This window comes from Arenibaculum pallidiluteum, from assembly GCF_017355985.1.
Lineage (GTDB): Bacteria > Pseudomonadota > Alphaproteobacteria > Azospirillales > Azospirillaceae > Arenibaculum > Arenibaculum pallidiluteum.
Window position 1 is genome coordinate 38,150 of sequence record NZ_JAFIQU010000017.1, and the last position, 15,908, is coordinate 54,057.

The window sequence follows — 15,908 nt, forward strand, 5'->3', positions numbered from 1 at the left end:
TCCCCTGCCCGACCGCGGGGTAGGGACGTGGCGGCGGCGTATCCCGCGTGCCCTTCGTCCGCCCGAGCTGTTGCGGCCTTGGCCCCGCTTGGCGGGCGCGACCGCCCACGGGAACGACCATGCCGACTCCGCCCTCGAAGCCTGCCGCACGCCTCGCAGCCCTTCCGGCCCGCGCCGCCGGTGCGATCCTCGCGGCCGGCCTCCTGGCCGGCGGCGCGACGGCACAGGTGGCCCCGCCGGGCGCGCCGCCGCCCGCGGTGACGGTGGCCCCGGTGGAGACGGGCTCGGTCGCGCCCTCGGCCGAGTTCGTCGGCCGGATCGAGAGCGTCGCCACCTTCGAGGCGCGCCCCCGGGTCGAAGGCACGGTGCAGCAGGTCGCCTTCCAGGAAGGCGCCGATGTGGCCGAAGGGCAGCTTCTCTACGTGATCGACCCTGCGCCCTACGAGGCCCAGCGCACCGCCGCCAGGGCCCAGCTCGCCCGTGCCCAGGCCCAGCTCCGCGAAGCCGAGCAGGCTGCCGCCCGGGCCGAGGCGCTGGGCGCCCGCGGCAACGTCGCGGAGGCGACGCTCGAGCAGGCGCGCGCCGCACAGGCCTCGGCCGAGGCCGACGTGCTGGCCGCGCAGGCCCAGCTCCAGCAGGCCGAGCTGAACCTGTCCTACACGCGGATCACCAGCCCCATCGCCGGGCGCATCGGCGCCACTGCCATCACGCCCGGCAACCTGGTCACGCCGCAGACCGGCGTGCTGGCCACCGTCATCCGCCTGGATCCCATTCGCGTGACCTTCGCGGTCAGCGACCGCCAGGTCCTCCAGATCATGCAGGAGACAGGCGCCAGCGCCCCGGCCGAGCTGGTGGAGCGCTTCGTGCCGACGCTGCGGCTCGCCACGGGGGATCTCTACGGTCATCCCGGCCGGGTCGAGTTCCTGGACAACCGGGTCGATCCCCGCACCGGGACCATCCAGGTCCGGGCGCTGTTCCCGAACCCGAACCGGCTGCTGTTGCCGGGCCAGTATGCGAGCGTCATGGTTCGTCCCGAGCGCGTCGCGCGCAGTCCGGTGGTGCCCGTCAGCGCCGTCCAGCGCGACCGCGAGGGCGCCTACGTGCTGGTTCTGGGTCCCGGCAACGTGGTGCAGCCCCGGCGGCTCACGCTCGGCGCGCAGTCCGGCGGCGTCTTTGCGGTCGAGCAGGGCCTGGCCGCGGGCGAGACCATCGTCGTCGAGGGCCAGCAGAAGGCGCGCGCCGGGGCGCCGGTGACCCCGGTGCCCGCCCAGCCACCCTCGACCGCCGCGGCGGGCGCGACCGAGGGCACCCAGGCCGGACCCGCCGCGACAGGCGGCGCCGGCCCGCAGAGCCCCCCGGGCGCGCTCGGCAATGCCGAGACGGCGAACCCGCCCGCGAACCCGCAGCAGGACGGCACCGGGACGGGCTCGGGCACCAGCGGCGGCGCCCAGCCCGGCGGCGGCAGCGGCCCGGGCACCGGCGGCGCTGGCGGCGCGGGCGGCGGAACCGGCGGGTCGGGCTCCAGCGGCGGCGCGGGCTGAGGCGGATCCCATGTTCTCGCAGATCTTCATCCGCCGGCCGAACCTGGCCATCGTGATCTCGCTGGTCCTGGTGGTCGCGGGGCTGCTGGCGCTGCGCGTGATCCCGGTCGCCCAGTTCCCGCCGATCACGCCGCCCGCGGTGCAGGTCAGCGCCTCTTACCCCGGCGCCAACGCGCAGGTGGTGGCCGAGACGATCGCCGCCCCGATCGAGGCGCAGGTCAACGGCGTCGACGGCATGCTCTACATGTCCTCGACCAGCTCGGATGCCGGAACCTACAGCCTGACGGTCAGCTTCGAGGTCGGAACCGACCCGGATCTCGCGTCCATCAACGTGCAGAACCGGGTGCAGCTCGCCAATGCGAGCCTTCCCTCGGCGGTTGCGCGCCAGGGCGTCACGGTGCGCAAGCAGTCCTCGAACATGCTGCTCTCCGTGAACCTCTACTCGCCCGACGACCGGTACGATGCGCTGTTCATCAGCAATTACGCCAACCTGAACATGCGCGACGCCATCACGCGCATCGCGGGCGTGGGCGAGGCCCAGGTGCTGGGCGCGCAGACCTACAGCATGCGCGTGTGGATGTATCCCGACCGTATGGCGGCCCTGGGCGTCACCGCGGACGATCTGATCGCCGCGCTGAACGCGCAGAACGTCCAGGCGCCGGCCGGGCAGATCGGCGCGCCGCCCATCGGGGACGACCAGCGCCAGCAGCTCACCGTTCTGGCCCAGGGTCGGCTGGACGACGCCGAATCCTTCCGGGACGTGGTGGTGCGCGCGGGCGAGGGCGGCGCCCTGGTGCGCGTACGCGACATCGCCGACGTGGAGCTGGGTGCGCAGACCTACACGGCCTCGGCCAAGCTGAACGGCCGCCCCTCCGCGACGCTGGTGGTCTACCAGTCGCCGGATGCTAACGCGCTGGACGTCGCGAACAGCGTCAGGGCCGAGGTCGAGCGGCTGGCCCAGCGCTTCCCCCAGGGGCTGGAGCACGCGATCGTCTTCGACACGACGCGCTTCGTGGTCGCCACCATCGAGGAGATCGTGCTGACGCTGGCCATCACCTTCGTCCTGGTGGTGGCGGTCACCTACCTGTTCCTGCAGGACCTGCGCTCGACGCTGATCCCGACGCTGGCGATCCCCGTCTCGCTGATCGGCACCTTCGCGGTGCTGCTCGTGATGGGCTACAGCGCCAACACGATCAGCCTCTTCGCCCTGGTCCTCGCCATCGGGCTGGTGGTGGACGACGCCATCGTGGTGGTCGAGAACGTCCACCGCGTGATGGAGGAGGAGCCCGGGCTGGACCCCGCGGGAGCCGCCTCGCGCGCGATGCAGCAGGTGACGGGCCCCATCGTCGCGTCCACGCTGGTGCTGGCCGCCGTCTTCGTGCCGGTGGCCTTCCTGCCGGGCATCACCGGCCAGATCTACCGCCAGTTCGCGGTCACCATCACGGTCAGCTTCCTGATCTCGGGGATGGTCTCGCTGACGCTGAGCCCGGCGCTGTGCGCGCTGATCCTGCGGCCGGGGCACCAGCCCTCGCGCCGCGGGCCGCTGGGCGCCTTCAACCGGCTGGTCGAGCGGACGCGTGGAGGATACGGGCGCCTCGTCGGCCGGCTGGCACGGCGCATGGGCGTCGTGGCCGGCGCCCTGCTGCTGGTCTTCGCGGGCTCGGCCCTGGCGCTGCGCACGCTGCCGACAGCCTTCCTGCCCTCCGAGGATGCCGGCTACTTCTTCGTCAACGTCCAGCTTCCCAGCGCAGCCTCGCTGAACCGGACCGAGCAGGTCCTGGACCGGGTCGCGGGCATGCTGCACGAGACGCCCGGCGTCTCGGACGTGATCACGGTCGCGGGGTTCAGCCTGCTCGGCGGCGGCGGGTCCAATTCGGGCCTCGCCATCGTGGTGCTCGACCCCTGGGGCGAGCGCGGGGACGAACGCGGCGTGCAGGCCATGATCGCAGGGCTGATGCCGCGCTTCTTCTCGGTGCCCGAGGCGAACATCGTCGCCTTCAACCCGCCCTCGATCCCCGGGCTGGGCGCGACCGGCGGCTTCGACCTGCGCCTGCAGGCGCTGGCCGGCCAGTCGCCCCAGGACCTCGCCGCGGTGTTGCGCGGCGTGCTGATGGCGGCGAACCAGGATCCCCAGCTCCAGGCGGTGTTCTCGACCTATGCCTCGGACGTGCCGCACCTCTTCGTCGATCTCGACCGCACGCGCGCGGCGACGCTGGGGGTGGCGCCCGCCGACGTCTTCGGCGCGCTGCAGGCCCATCTGGGCTCGGCCTATGTCAACGACTTCAACCTGTTCGGCCGCGTCTACCAGGTGCGGGTCCAGGACGCGGCGGCCTATCGCGAGCAGGCCAGCGCCATCCAGCGGCTCTACGTCCGCTCGCAGGCCGGCGACATGGTGCCGCTTTCCAGCCTGGTGACCGTCAGCACCACCCTCGCTCCGGATTCGGTGGGCCGGTACAACCAGTTCCTCGCCGCCTCCGTGAACGGCCAGGCGGCGCCGGGCGGCACCTCGGGCGATGCGATCGCGGCCATGACCCGCGTGCTCGACCAGGCCCTGCCCGAGGGCTACGGCTACGAATGGTCCGGCCTGTCCTTCCAGGAGGTGCAGGCGGGCGGCCAGACGGCGCTCGTCTTCGCGCTGGCCCTGCTCTTCGGCTTCCTGTTCATGGTCGCGCAGTTCGAGAGCTGGACGCTGCCTGCCGCCGTGGTGCTCTCGGTCTCGGTCGCCCTGCTGGGGGCGCTGGGCTCGCTGCTGATCACGGGCACGGCGCTCGATATCTACGCGCAGATCGGCCTCGTCCTGCTGATCGGCCTTGCGGCCAAGAACGCGATCCTGATCGTCGAGTTCAGCCGCACTCGGCTCGAGCACGGGCTCGGCATCGCCGAGGCGGCGGTCGAGGGCGCGCGCGCCCGCTTCCGCGCCGTCCTGATGACCGCCTTCGCCTTCATCCTGGGGGTGGTGCCGCTGCTGGTCGCGCACGGCGCGGGCGCCGCAAGCCGCTGGTCCATCGGCGTCACGGTCTTCGGCGGCATGGTGCTGGCGACGGTGGTCGGCATCGTCTTCGTGCCCCTGCTCTTCGTTCTGGTCGAGCGGCTGGTGGCGCGGTTCAGGAGGCGCGCTCCGGCAGCCACCGCGGGGCAGCGCTCGGAGGGAGCCGGCGCATGACGGGCAGTGAGGCCATCGCGGGAAAGGTCGTGGTGATCACCGGCGCCAGCAGCGGCATCGGCGAGGCCACGGCGCGGCATCTGGCGGGGCTGGGCGCGAAGGTGGTCCTGGGCGCGCGACGCCGCGACCGGCTGGAAACCGTGGCGGCCGATATCCGCGCGGCTGGCGGGATCGCCGAGGCGCTGGTCACCGACGTGGCCCGGCGCGAGCAGGTCGTGGCGCTGGCGGCCCTCGCCGAAAGCCACTTCGGCCGGATCGACGTGATGGTCAACAATGCGGGGCTGATGCCGCTCTCGACCCTCGACCAGCGCCGGGTCGAGGACTGGGAGCGCATGATCGACGTGAACCTGAAGGGTGTGCTCTACGGCATCGCGGCGGCGCTGCCGGCGATGCAGCGGCAGGGCGGCGGCCATATCGTCTGCGTCTCGTCCACGGCCGGGCTGCGGGTGCGGCCGACGATGGCGGTCTACTCGGCCACCAAGTTCGCGGTCCGCGCCATCGCCGAGGGGCTGCGCCAGGAGGCGACGGCCCACAACATCCGCAGTACCGTGATCTCGCCGGGACCGGTCGACACCGAGCTGCCGAACAGCGTGACCGACCCAGAGGCCGCCGAGGCGACGCGCGCCGTGCATGCGCGCATGGCGATCCCCGCCCTGTCGGTCGCCCAGGCGATCGCCTTCGCCATCGCGCAGCCGCCGGAGGTGGACGTGAACGAGATCGTGCTGCGCCCGACCCTGATGTCCTGAGCCGCGATGCGCCGCCCATGAGACCGAGCCGTCCCGCCCCCTGCGCCCTCGCCTTCCTGGCCGCCCTGGCGATCGCGCCGCTGCCGTCGGCGGCCCAGACGGCAGCGGCTCAGGCCGCAGCATCCCGAACCGCAGCATCCGAGACCGCAGCCGCCCAAACGGCCCCGCAGGCAACCTACGGGCCGGAGCTCCAGGGCTTTGAGTATCCCTTCCCGGTCGAACGCTTCGCCCTGCCCTCCCAGGGGCAGGAGCTGGCCATGGCCTACATGGACGTGGCGCCCGAGCGGCCCAACGGGCGCACGGTCGTCCTTCTGCACGGCAAGAACTTCTGCGCGGCGACATGGGAGGGGACGATCCGGGCCCTCCTGGCCGCCGGCTACCGGGTGATCGCGCCGGACCAGATCGGCTTCTGCCGGTCCAGCAAGCCCCAGCGCTACCAATTCAGCTTCCACCAGCTCGCGGCCAACACGAACGCGCTTCTGAAGGCGCGGGGCATCGAAAGGGCCACCGTCGTCGGGCATTCCATGGGCGGCATGCTCGCCGCGCGCTATGCCCTGGCCTATCCCGGGGCGGTCGAGCGGCTGGTCCTCGTGAACCCGCTGGGGCTCGAGGACTGGGGCGCCAAGGGCGTTCCCTATGCCAGCATCGACGAGACCTACCGGACCGAGCTGCGCACGAGCTTCGAGAGCATCAAGGCCTACCAGCAGAAGTTCTACTACGCCGGCGGCTGGAAGCCGGACTACGACCGCTGGGCCGGCATGCTCGCCGGCATGTATGCCGGCCCCGGCAGGGAGGCCGTGGCCTGGAGCCAGGCGCTGACCTCGGACCTGATCTACACCCAGCCCGTCGTGCACGAGTTCGGGCGGATCCGGACGCCGACCCTGCTGCTGATCGGCATGAAGGACCGAACCGCCCCCGGCGCGAACCGCGCGCCGCCCGAGATCACCGCAGGCCTCGGCGACTATCCTGTTCTCGCGCGCGCGGCGGCGCAGGCGATTCCCGGCGCAAGGCTGACCGCCTTTCCCGATCTCGGCCACGCACCGCAGATCGAGGCGCCGGACGTCTTCCACGGGGCGCTGCTGGAGGGGATCGGGCGCGGCGGGTGAGACGCGCGCCGCAGGGACGCCGTGAGGGCGCCACGGCGGGATCCTCACGCTTCCATGACGGCGTCCTTACGCCCCGCTTATGCCGGCGGCGGAAATCCGCGTGGAGCCCTTACGGCCCCCGGGCCGAAGATCACGGCATCGGAAACCCCCTGGGTACGCAACGATGCTCGATATCGCCTTCATGGGACTGGCGCTCGCGTTCTTCGCGGGATGCTGGGGCCTCGTCCGCGCCTGCAACCGCATGTGACGGGAGGCACGGATGAGTTTCGACCTGATCCTCGGCGGGATCGCGGCCGCGGGCCTAATGGCCTATCTCGGCTACGCGCTGATCCGCCCGGACCGCTTCTGAGAGACGCCGATGGATGCCAACGGCCTTCTCCAGATCTTCGTCTACTGCCTGCTGATCGTAGCGCTTGCGCCCTTCGTCGGACGCTATCTCGCGACTGTCTTCGCTGGCGGGCGGACGCCCGCGGCCGCCATCCTCGGCCCGGTCGAGCGCGGCATCTACCGCCTGTGCGGGATCCGCGCCGGGCTTGAGCAGCACTGGACGGGCTATGCGGGGTCGCTGCTGGCCTTCAACATGCTCGGCGTGCTGCTGCTCTTCGCGCTGCAGCGGATCCAGCACATCCTGCCCCTCAATCCCGCGGGGGTGCCCGCGGTACCCGCGGACCTGGCCTTCAACACGGCCGTCAGCTTCGTCACGAACACCGACTGGCAGGCCTATGCCGGCGAGGCGACCCTGTCCTACCTGACGCAGATGGCGGGGCTGACGGTCCAGAACTTCGTCTCGGCGGCGACCGGCATCGCCGTCGCCGTCGCGCTGGCACGGGCCTTCGCGCGCCGGTCGGCGGGCACGGTCGGCAACTTCTACGTCGACCTGACCCGCGCTGCGCTCTACGTGCTGCTTCCGGCCTGCATGCTCGGGACCCTGATGCTGGTCTGGCAGGGCGTCCCGCAGAACCTGCAGGCCTACACGCTTGCGACGACGCTCGAGGGCGGCCAGCAGGTGATCGCGCAGGGGCCCGTCGCATCCCAGATGATGATCAAGCACCTGGGCACCAACGGCGGCGGCTTCTTCGGCCAGAACGCGGCCCATCCCTTCGAGAACCCGACGCCGCTGACCAACATGGTCCACATGATCGCGATCTTCGCGATCGGAGCGGGCCTAACCAACGCCTTCGGCCGGATGGTGGGCGACATGCGCCAGGGCTGGGCGCTGCTGGCCGCCATGGGCGTGCTCTTCCTGGCCGGGGTGCTCGCCGCCTACTGGGCGGAGTCGCAGGGGAATCCGGCGCTGTCGGCGCTCGGGATCGCGGGCCCGGTCAACCTGGAGGGCAAGGAGGTGCGCTTCGGCATCGCGACCTCCGTCCTCTTCGCCGTGATCACCACGGCGGCGTCCTGCGGGGCGGTCATTGCCATGCATGACAGCCTGATGCCGCTCGCCGGCATGGTCTCCCTCGTGAACATGATGCTGGGCGAGATCATCGTCGGCGGCGTTGGCGCCGGCCTCTACGGCATGCTGCTGTTCGTCGTGCTCGCGGTCTTCATCGCGGGCCTGATGGTCGGCCGCACGCCCGAGTATCTCGGCAAGAAGGTCGAGGCCAGGGAGGTGAAGCTGGCCCTGGTCGCCGTGCTGGCGCTCGCCTCGGGCATACTCGGCCTGGCCGCCCTGGCGACGGTGCTGCCGGCCGGCCTCGTCTCGGTCCAGGATGCCGGGCCGCACGGGCTCAGCGAAATCCTCTACGCCTATGCCTCGGCCGCGGCGAACAACGGATCCGCCTTCGCGGGCTTCGGGGCCAACACGCCGTACCAGAACGCCATGCTCGGCCTCGGCATGCTGGTCGGCCGCTTCCTGGTGATCGTGCCGGTGCTCGCCATCGCTGGCGCGCTGGCGGCCAAGAAGACCGTGCCCGCCTCGGCCGGCACGCTGCCGACGCACGGCGTGCTGTTCGTCGGGCTGCTGGTCGGCGTGATCGTGATCGTCGGCGGGTTGACCTTCTTCCCCGCCGTCGCCCTGGGCCCGATCGCGGAGCACCTGCTGACGGGCGCCGCCCTCTTCTGAGGCCGTCCGCCCCGGCCCCTCCGCGGGCCCCGTCCCCCACCAGCCCCTTCGAGACACCGGACACCTTCCGATGATCCACCGCACGCAAGAAATCAGCCTTCTCGACGGCAGGATCGCCCTTCAGGCGCTGGGCGCCGCATTCCGCAAGCTCGCCCCGGGCGAGCTCGCCCGCAAGCCCGTCATCTTCGTGACGGCGGTCGGCGCTCTGCTGTCGACCGTCCTCTTCCTGCGCACGCTGCTCGCCGGCGGCGCGCACACGGTCGTGATCGGCCAGATCTCGGCCTGGCTGTGGTTCACGGTGCTCTTCGCGACCTTCGCAGAGGCGATCGCGGAGGGCCGCGGCAAGGCCCAGGCGGCCAGCCTGCGTCGCACCAGGGCCGAGACGACGGCCCGCAGGATCGCGTCGCCCGATGCGTCGGACTGGGTGGCGGTCCCCGCCGCCAGCCTGCAGGCGGGCGATCTCGTTCTCGTCGAGGCCGGCGAGGTGATTCCCGGCGACGGCGACGTCGTGGCCGGCATAGCCACCGTCGACGAGAGCGCCATCACGGGCGAATCCGCGCCCGTGATCCGGGAGAGCGGCGGCGACCGTTCGGCGGTCACGGGGGGAACCCGCGTCGTATCGGACCGCATCGTCGTCGCCATCACCGCCGAGCCCGGGCAGAGCTTTCTCGACCGCATGATCGGCCTGGTGGAGGGCGCGAAGCGCCAGAAGACGCCGAACGAGATCGCGCTCGACATCCTGCTGGTTGGGATGACGATCGTCTTCCTGCTGGTCGTGGCGACGCTGCCGGCCTTCGCGCACTATTCGGGAGCGGTCATTCCCGTGGTGTTCCTCGTGGCCCTGCTGGTCACGCTGATCCCGACCACCATCGGCGGACTGCTCTCGGCGATCGGCATCGCCGGGATGGACCGGCTGGTGCGCTTCAACGTGATCGCGAAATCGGGCCGCGCGGTCGAGGCCGCGGGCGACGTCGACACCCTGCTCCTGGACAAGACCGGCACCATCACGCTGGGCAACCGCCAGGCCGCGGAGTTCATCCCGGTCCAGGACGTCAGCGAGCGCGACCTGGCCGAGGCCGCGCATCTCGCCTCCCTGGCCGACGACACGCCGGAGGGCCGGTCCATCGTCGCGCTGGCCCGCCAGCGCTTCGGCCTGACCGCGGGAGATCCCGCCGGCCTGACCTTCGTGCCCTTCACGGCCCAGACGCGCATGAGCGGCGTGGACATGGACGCGGCCGGCGCGGCCGGCTTCGCCGAGGTCCAGGACCGCCCCAGGTCCAGCTCGATCCGCAAGGGCGCGCCCGACGCCGTCCTGGCCCTGCTCGACCAGAGGGCGCCGCGCGACCTGACCTCCGCCGTCGAGCGCGTCGCCAAGGCGGGCGGAACGCCGCTGGTCGTCGCCCGGGACGGCCGGGCGCTCGGCGTCGTCTTCCTCAAGGACATCGTCAAGCCCGGGATCCGGGAACGGTTCCAGACGCTGCGCGCCATGGGCATCCGGACCGTGATGATCACCGGAGACAATGCCATGACCGCCGCCTCCATCGCGGCCGAGGCCGGCGTCGACGACTTCCTGGCCGAGGCGACTCCCGAGCGCAAGCTGGAGCTGATCCGGGCCGAGCAGGCCAAGGGCAAGCTCGTCGCCATGTGCGGCGACGGATCCAACGACGCCCCCGCGCTGGCCCAGGCGGATGTCGGCGTCGCGATGAACACCGGCACCCAGGCGGCCAGGGAGGCCGGCAACATGGTCGACCTCGACAGCGACCCCACCAAGCTGATCGAGATCGTGATGATCGGAAAGCAGCTCCTGATGAGCCGCGGCGCGCTGACCACCTTCTCCATCGCCAACGACGCGGCGAAGTACTTCGCGATCATCCCCGCGCTGTTCGTGGCCAGCCATCCCCAGCTTCAGGCGCTGAACGTGATGGGCCTTTCGAGCCCCGAGAGCGCGATCCTCTCGGCCATCATCTTCAACGCGCTGGTGATCGTCGCCCTGATCCCGCTCGCGCTGAGGGGCGTGCGCTACAGCCCGGCCGGCGCGGCCAGCCTGCTGCGCCGCAACCTCCTGGTCTACGGGCTCGGCGGACTGGCCGCGCCCTTCGCAGGGATCAAGGCCATCGACCTGCTCGTCAACGCTCTCGGCCTCGCCTGAGGAGAACGCCATGATCCGCGAACTGAAGCCCGCGCTGCTCCTCCTGCTGGTGATGACGCTCCTGACCGGCCTTGCCTATCCGCTGGCGATGACCGGCATCGCGCAGGCGCTGTTTCCGGCCCAGGCCGGCGGCAGCCTGATCGAGCGCGACGGCAGGGTGGTCGGCTCGCTGCTGCTGGCCCAGCGCTTCGAGCGTCCGGAATATTTCCATCCCCGCCCCTCGCTGGCAGGCGCCGGATACAACGCCGCGGCCTCCGGCGCATCGAACCTGGGACCGACCAGCGTCAGGCTGGCCGCCGACGTCGCGGCCCGTGTGGAGGCGCTGAGGGTCGAGAACCCCAATGCCCATGGCGCCGTCCCGGCCGAGCTCGCGACCGCATCGGCGAGCGGCCTGGACCCTCACCTCTCGCCGGCCGGCATCGAGTACCAGCTTCCCCGGGTCGCGAGGGCCCGCGGACTGCCCGAGACCCGCATCCGGGAGCTGGTCGCCGCGCACACGCAGGGCCGCGATCTCGGCTTCCTGGGGGAGCCGCGGATCAACGTCCTCGCGCTCAACCTGGCGCTCGACGACCTGACCGCCGCGGCGTGGCCATAGGGCCCGTGCGGGGATCGCGCCATGGCTCAGAGGAGGTTCGAGGAGCTGGACCCGGTCGAACGGAGCGCCCTGATGCTGGAGGCGCGCGAGCAGATGATCCGCGCCTTCGGCGGCGGCCTGCCGGCAGAGGAGCAGACCAGGATTATCGCGGCCTATCTGCGGCGCCGGGGCGTGCGCTACGATCCCGCACCGCAGAGGCCGGGAGCCTAGCGCCGCATGGGCACGAAAGAAGACGCGAGGCCATCCCCCGACGCACTCCTGGAAGCGGCGTCGCGGGAAGGGCGAGGCCACCTGAAGGTGTTCCTCGGGGCGGCGCCGGGCGTGGGCAAGACCTACGCCATGCTGGAGGCCGCCCGGGAGCGGCGCCGCGACGGATCCGACGTGGTCGCGGCCGTGGTCGAGACGCACGGGCGGAGCGAGACCGCGGCGCTGCTGCAGGGTCTCGAGACGCTCCCGCCGCGGGTGCTGGAGCATCGCGGCCGCACCTTCGAGGAGATGGACCTCGACGCCGTGCTGGCGCGCCGCCCGGACCTCGTCCTCGTCGACGAGCTCGCGCACACCAACGTGCCCGGAAGCCGCCACCCGAAGCGATGGCAGGATGTCGAGGAGATCCTCGCCGCGGGGATCGACGTCTACTCGACGCTGAACGTCCAGCACCTCGAAAGCCTCAACGACGTCGTCGAGCGCATCACCGGCGTGCGCGTGCGCGAGACGCTGCCGGACGACGCTCTGCAGCGGGCCGACGAGATCGAACTGATCGACCTGCCGCCGCAGGACCTCCTGCGGCGGCTGCGCGAGGGCAAGATCTACCTGCCGGAGCAGGCACGCCGGGCGGCGGAGCACTTCTTCTCGCCGGGCAACCTGACGGCGCTGCGCGAGCTGGCGCTGCGCAGCGCGGCCGATCGGGTCGACGCGCAGATGCTGACCTACATGCGCTCGCACGCCATCAGGGGGCCGTGGCCCGCGCGCGAGCGCATCATGGCCTGCCTCGGCGACGACCGGACGGCGCTGCGGATCGTGCGCACTGCGAGGCGGGCGGCGGAGCGGCGCCAGGCGCCATGGCTCGCGGTCTATGTCGAGACGCACCGCCATCACACGCTTCCAGAGGCGGCCAAGGACCGCATCGCCGAGGCGCTGCGCCTTGCCGAGCAGCTCGGCGGCGAGGCCACCGTGGTGCATGGCGAGGACGTGGCGGCCGAGTTGCTGGATCTCGCCCGCGCGCGCAACGTCTCGCAGATCGTCGTCGGCCATGTGCCGAAGTTCCGCCCATTGTTCCCCTGGCCGTTTTCATGGCTCCGCGGGCGAAGCACGGCGCGCGCCCTGCTGGAGCGGGCCGCGGGTATCGACGTGCTGGTCGTCACCGGGGAGGAGGACGGGCAGACGGCCTGGCCCGCGCGACGGCCGCGCCCCGCCGCGTCCCCCGCATGGCGCGGCTACGCGACGGCGGTGGCGGCCTGCGCCGTGGCGACCGCGATAGGCCATGTGCTCGACCGCTACCTTGCCCTGCCCGACATCTCGCTGGTCTATCTCCTGGCCGTCCTGCCGGTGGCGGTTCGCCATGGCCTGCGGCCGTCCATCTTCGCCTCGCTGCTGGGCTTCCTGGGCCTCAATTTCTTCTTCACGGAGCCGCTCTACACCTTCGCCGTATCGGACAGCGGGAACGTCCTGACGATCGTCTTCTTCCTCGTCGTGGCGGTCGTCACCAGCAACCTCGCGGCGCGGGTGCGCGCGCAGGTCGAGGCCACGCGCAGCTCGGCCCGGCGCACCGCCGCGCTCTACGATTTCAGCCGGAAGGTCGCGTCCGCGGCGACCCGCGACGACGTACTCTGGGCCATCGTCCATCACGTGGCCGCGGTGGCCCGGGGCCGCTCGCTGGTCCTGCTGCCGCGCGAAGGCGGGCTGGCTGTCGAGGCGGGCTACCCGCCGGAGGACCGCATCGACGACAAGTCCATGGCGGCGGCCGAATGGGCCTGGGCGCACGAGGAACCCGCGGGCCGCGGCTCGGCGACGCTGCCGAGTTCGGACTGGCTGTTCCGGCCGCTCAGGACCGGCCGCGGCGCGATCGGCGTGCTCGGCATCAGGACCGAGGGCACAGCCGCCATCCTGCCGCCGGAGGAGGAGCGCCTTCTCGCGGCCCTGGCGGATCAGGCTGCGCTCGCGATCGAGCGCACCACCCTCGTCTCCGACGTGGAGCGGGCGCGGATCGCGACGGAGCGCGAGCGCCTGCGCGCGGCGCTGCTGTCCTCCCTGTCACACGATCTGCGCACGCCCCTGGTCTCGATCCTGGGTGCCGCCAGCAGCCTCACGACACTCGGCGCGACGCTCGACGAGGACAGCCGCCACGAGCTGGCGCGCACGATCCAGGACGAGGCCGAGCGGCTGAACCGCTTCGTGCAGAACCTGCTGGACATGACCCGGCTCGGCTCGGGCGCGCTGCGGCCCAGGACCGACTGGGTCGACCTGCGGGAGGTCGTCGGCTCGGCGCTCGAGCGGGCCGCGAAGCTGCCGGGCCCCCGCAGGGTCAGGCTCGACATCGACCCCGCGCTGCCCCTGCTCAGGCTCGACCCCGTCCTGATGGAGCAGGTCCTGTTCAACCTGCTGGACAATGCCCGCAAATACGCGCCGCCCGAGACGCCGGTCACGGTCTGGGCGCGGCTGCGCGGGGACAACGCGGTGCTGGAGGTCTGCGACCAGGGCCCCGGCATCCCGCCCGAGGCGCGGGAAAGCGTCTTCGACATGTTCTACCGGGTGAATGCCGGCGACAGCCGCACGGCGGGTACCGGACTGGGGCTGGCCATTTGCCGCGGGATCGTGGAGGCTCACGGCGGAAGCATCTCGGCGCAGCCGGGTCTCCACGGGACGGGCACCTGCATCGTCGTCACCCTTCCGGTGCACGGGACCGACGGGACGGCCGAGGCGACGCAGGCCCCTTAGAAGGGATTCCGGCGCAGGGCCATGGCGAAGATTCTCGTCGTCGACGACGAACCCCAGATCCGCAAGTTCCTGCGCATCAGCCTGGGAGCCACGGGATATGAGGTGCTGGAGGCGGCCGACGGCCGGAGCGGCGTCGCCGCGGCGCTGTCGGACGGGCCCGACCTTGTGATGCTGGATCTCGGCCTGCCCGATCTCGACGGCCAGGAGGCGATCACGGCGATCCGCGCGGCATCGGACGTCCCGATCCTTGTGCTGTCCGTGCGCGCGGAGGAGACCGACAAGGTCGAGGCCCTCGATCGCGGCGCCGACGACTACGTCGTCAAGCCCTTCGGGATCGGCGAGCTGCTGGCCCGCGTGCGGGCCTGCCTGCGCAGCCGGCGCCGGGATGCCCGTCCCGGGCAGGTGCGGTTCGGGGACGTGACCGTCGACCTGGCCCGGCGCATCATCACACGTGGCGGCGCCGAGATCCGCCTGACACGCCGGGAATACGAGCTTCTGGCCCTGTTGGCGGGACGGCCCGGCCACGTCCTGACCCACGGCCAGATCCTGCGCGAGGTCTGGGGCAAGGCCCATGAGAAGGACACGGCCTATCTCAGGGTCTATGTGAACCAGCTCCGGCAGAAGCTCGAACCCGATCCCGGCCATCCCGTCCTGATCGTGACGGAGCCCGGCATCGGGTACCGCCTGCGCGTTTCGGAGGAGGAGGCCTGAGCGCCGGGGAAACCCTCGGGCCGGCCTCTCAGCCCGGCCCGGCGATCCCGTCGTAGAGGAGCTTCAGCCCCGTCGCCATCAGCAGGACGTAGGCGGCCTTGTAGAACAGCGCCTCGGGGACGCGGCGGGTCAGCCAGACGCCGGCCCAGATGCCGAGCGGCGCCAGGGGCGACAGGATCAGAGTCGCCGTCAGGTTCGAGAGGTTGAGCTGGCCCAGCCAGTAGTACGGGATCAGCTTCACGTAATTCACGACGGCGAAGAACACGACCGTCGTGCCCGCGAACAGCATCTTCTCCAGGCGCAGCGGCAGCAGGTAGATCATCACGGGCGGCCCGCCCGCATGGGCGAGCATGCTGGTGAAGCCCGACAGCGCCGACCAGAACCCGCCCTGCAGGGCCGAGGGCCGCGCGGCGGCGTCGGGCCGCAGCCTTCCCTTGGCGCGCAGCCAGTTGTTCAGCGCGAAGAGCACCGCGATCGCGCCGACCAGGATGCGCACGCCATCGTCCGAGAGATGCCCGAAGGTCAGGGAGCCCAGCGCGATTCCCGCGATGGCGCCCGGCAGCATGACCCGGATGTGCTCGCGGCTCCAGCAGCGCCGGAAGGCCCAGAGGCCGAACAGGTCCATCAGGCACAGGATCGGCAGCATCAGCGCCGCCGCCTGGGCCGGCGAGATCACCAGGGCCAGCAGCGGCACCGAGAGCACGCCCAGCCCCGACAGCCCGCCCTTGCTGATCCCGGCGACCAGCACCGCGGGGACCGCGATGGCGAAGAAGGCGAGGTCCATCTCCATGGCGAATCCCGTCTGCGGCCGCGGCGGGACCCGCGCGCCCGAGCCCGTGGATTTACCCGGTCCCGGGATCGGCCGCCACTGGCGCAAGGGTGGCCTGAGCCCCGCCCGGCG

The 15,908-nt window shown here is 71.8% G+C and carries 12 protein-coding genes; 11 read left to right on the forward strand and 1 reads right to left on the reverse strand.

All coding sequences use genetic code 11. The annotated features are described in order from the left end of the window. The first annotated feature begins 119 nt into the window (after window positions 1–119). From JUB13_RS24750 to JUB13_RS24800, 11 genes are all read left to right on the forward strand, one after another. Window positions 120–1,541, forward strand: coding sequence for an efflux RND transporter periplasmic adaptor subunit (locus JUB13_RS24750; RefSeq protein WP_207483830.1), 1,422 nt, complete (start codon window positions 120–122; stop codon window positions 1,539–1,541). 10 nt (window positions 1,542–1,551) lie between these two features. Next, window positions 1,552–4,704: an efflux RND transporter permease subunit gene (locus JUB13_RS24755; RefSeq protein WP_207483832.1), complete on the forward strand. Its 3,153-nt coding sequence runs from the start codon at window positions 1,552–1,554 to the stop codon at window positions 4,702–4,704. Then, window positions 4,701–5,450, forward strand: coding sequence for an SDR family oxidoreductase (locus JUB13_RS24760; RefSeq protein WP_207483834.1), 750 nt, complete (start codon window positions 4,701–4,703; stop codon window positions 5,448–5,450). Before JUB13_RS24755 ends, JUB13_RS24760 begins: the two co-directional genes overlap by 4 nt. Before the next feature lie 17 nt (window positions 5,451–5,467). Continuing rightward, window positions 5,468–6,556 (forward strand): alpha/beta fold hydrolase, encoded by a 1,089-nt coding sequence (locus JUB13_RS24765; protein ID WP_207483835.1) that lies wholly within the window; start codon window positions 5,468–5,470, stop codon window positions 6,554–6,556. Between the two features lie 259 nt (window positions 6,557–6,815). Further along, window positions 6,816–6,905 carry a K(+)-transporting ATPase subunit F gene (gene kdpF, locus JUB13_RS24770; RefSeq protein WP_207483837.1) on the forward strand — a complete coding sequence of 30 codons (90 nt, stop codon included), beginning with the start codon at window positions 6,816–6,818 and terminating at the stop codon, window positions 6,903–6,905. 9 nt (window positions 6,906–6,914) lie between these two features. Continuing rightward, entirely contained in the window at window positions 6,915–8,618 is a 1,704-nt protein-coding gene (gene kdpA, locus JUB13_RS24775; protein WP_207483839.1) for a potassium-transporting ATPase subunit KdpA, read from the forward strand. A gap of 70 nt (window positions 8,619–8,688) precedes the next feature. After that, the gene (kdpB, locus tag JUB13_RS24780; protein ID WP_207483841.1) at window positions 8,689–10,767 is read left to right on the forward strand and encodes a potassium-transporting ATPase subunit KdpB; all 2,079 of its coding nucleotides are present in this window, start codon (window positions 8,689–8,691) and stop codon (window positions 10,765–10,767) included. Window positions 10,768–10,777: 10 nt separating this feature from the next. Then, entirely contained in the window at window positions 10,778–11,362 is a 585-nt protein-coding gene (gene kdpC, locus JUB13_RS24785; RefSeq protein WP_207483843.1) for a potassium-transporting ATPase subunit KdpC, read from the forward strand. 21 nt (window positions 11,363–11,383) lie between these two features. After that, window positions 11,384–11,572, forward strand: a complete 189-nt coding sequence (locus JUB13_RS24790; protein ID WP_207483845.1) for a hypothetical protein — start codon at window positions 11,384–11,386, stop codon at window positions 11,570–11,572. A gap of 6 nt (window positions 11,573–11,578) precedes the next feature. Then, window positions 11,579–14,296: a sensor histidine kinase gene (locus JUB13_RS24795; RefSeq protein ID WP_207483847.1), complete on the forward strand. Its 2,718-nt coding sequence runs from the start codon at window positions 11,579–11,581 to the stop codon at window positions 14,294–14,296. Window positions 14,297–14,317: 21 nt separating this feature from the next. Beyond that, window positions 14,318–15,007 (forward strand): response regulator, encoded by a 690-nt coding sequence (locus JUB13_RS24800; protein WP_207483849.1) that lies wholly within the window; start codon window positions 14,318–14,320, stop codon window positions 15,005–15,007. A 28-nt stretch (window positions 15,008–15,035) separates the two neighbouring features. Here the strand turns inward: JUB13_RS24800 and JUB13_RS24805 are convergent, their stop codons facing one another. Then, window positions 15,036–15,797, reverse strand: a complete 762-nt coding sequence (locus JUB13_RS24805) for a sulfite exporter TauE/SafE family protein (RefSeq protein WP_207483851.1) — start codon at window positions 15,795–15,797, stop codon at window positions 15,036–15,038. Window positions 15,798–15,908 lie beyond the last annotated feature (111 nt).

Bases quoted from the DNA above. Each gene is read 5' to 3' on its own strand.
- JUB13_RS24800 (WP_207483849.1), top strand. From the start codon at position 14,318: ATGGCGAAGATTCTCGTCGTCGACGACGAACCCCAGATCCGCAAGTTC.
- JUB13_RS24760 (WP_207483834.1), top strand. From the start codon at position 4,701: ATGACGGGCAGTGAGGCCATCGCGGGAAAGGTCGTGGTGATCACCGGC.
- kdpC (WP_207483843.1), top strand. From the start codon at position 10,778: ATGATCCGCGAACTGAAGCCCGCGCTGCTCCTCCTGCTGGTGATGACG.
- kdpF (WP_207483837.1), top strand. From the start codon at position 6,816: ATGAGTTTCGACCTGATCCTCGGCGGGATCGCGGCCGCGGGCCTAATG.
- JUB13_RS24790 (WP_207483845.1), top strand. From the start codon at position 11,384: ATGGCTCAGAGGAGGTTCGAGGAGCTGGACCCGGTCGAACGGAGCGCC.
- JUB13_RS24795 (WP_207483847.1), top strand. From the start codon at position 11,579: ATGGGCACGAAAGAAGACGCGAGGCCATCCCCCGACGCACTCCTGGAA.
- JUB13_RS24750 (WP_207483830.1), top strand. From the start codon at position 120: ATGCCGACTCCGCCCTCGAAGCCTGCCGCACGCCTCGCAGCCCTTCCG.
- JUB13_RS24765 (WP_207483835.1), top strand. From the start codon at position 5,468: ATGAGACCGAGCCGTCCCGCCCCCTGCGCCCTCGCCTTCCTGGCCGCC.
- JUB13_RS24805 (WP_207483851.1), bottom strand. From the start codon at position 15,797: ATGGAGATGGACCTCGCCTTCTTCGCCATCGCGGTCCCCGCGGTGCTG.
- kdpA (WP_207483839.1), top strand. From the start codon at position 6,915: ATGGATGCCAACGGCCTTCTCCAGATCTTCGTCTACTGCCTGCTGATC.
- JUB13_RS24755 (WP_207483832.1), top strand. From the start codon at position 1,552: ATGTTCTCGCAGATCTTCATCCGCCGGCCGAACCTGGCCATCGTGATC.
- kdpB (WP_207483841.1), top strand. From the start codon at position 8,689: ATGATCCACCGCACGCAAGAAATCAGCCTTCTCGACGGCAGGATCGCC.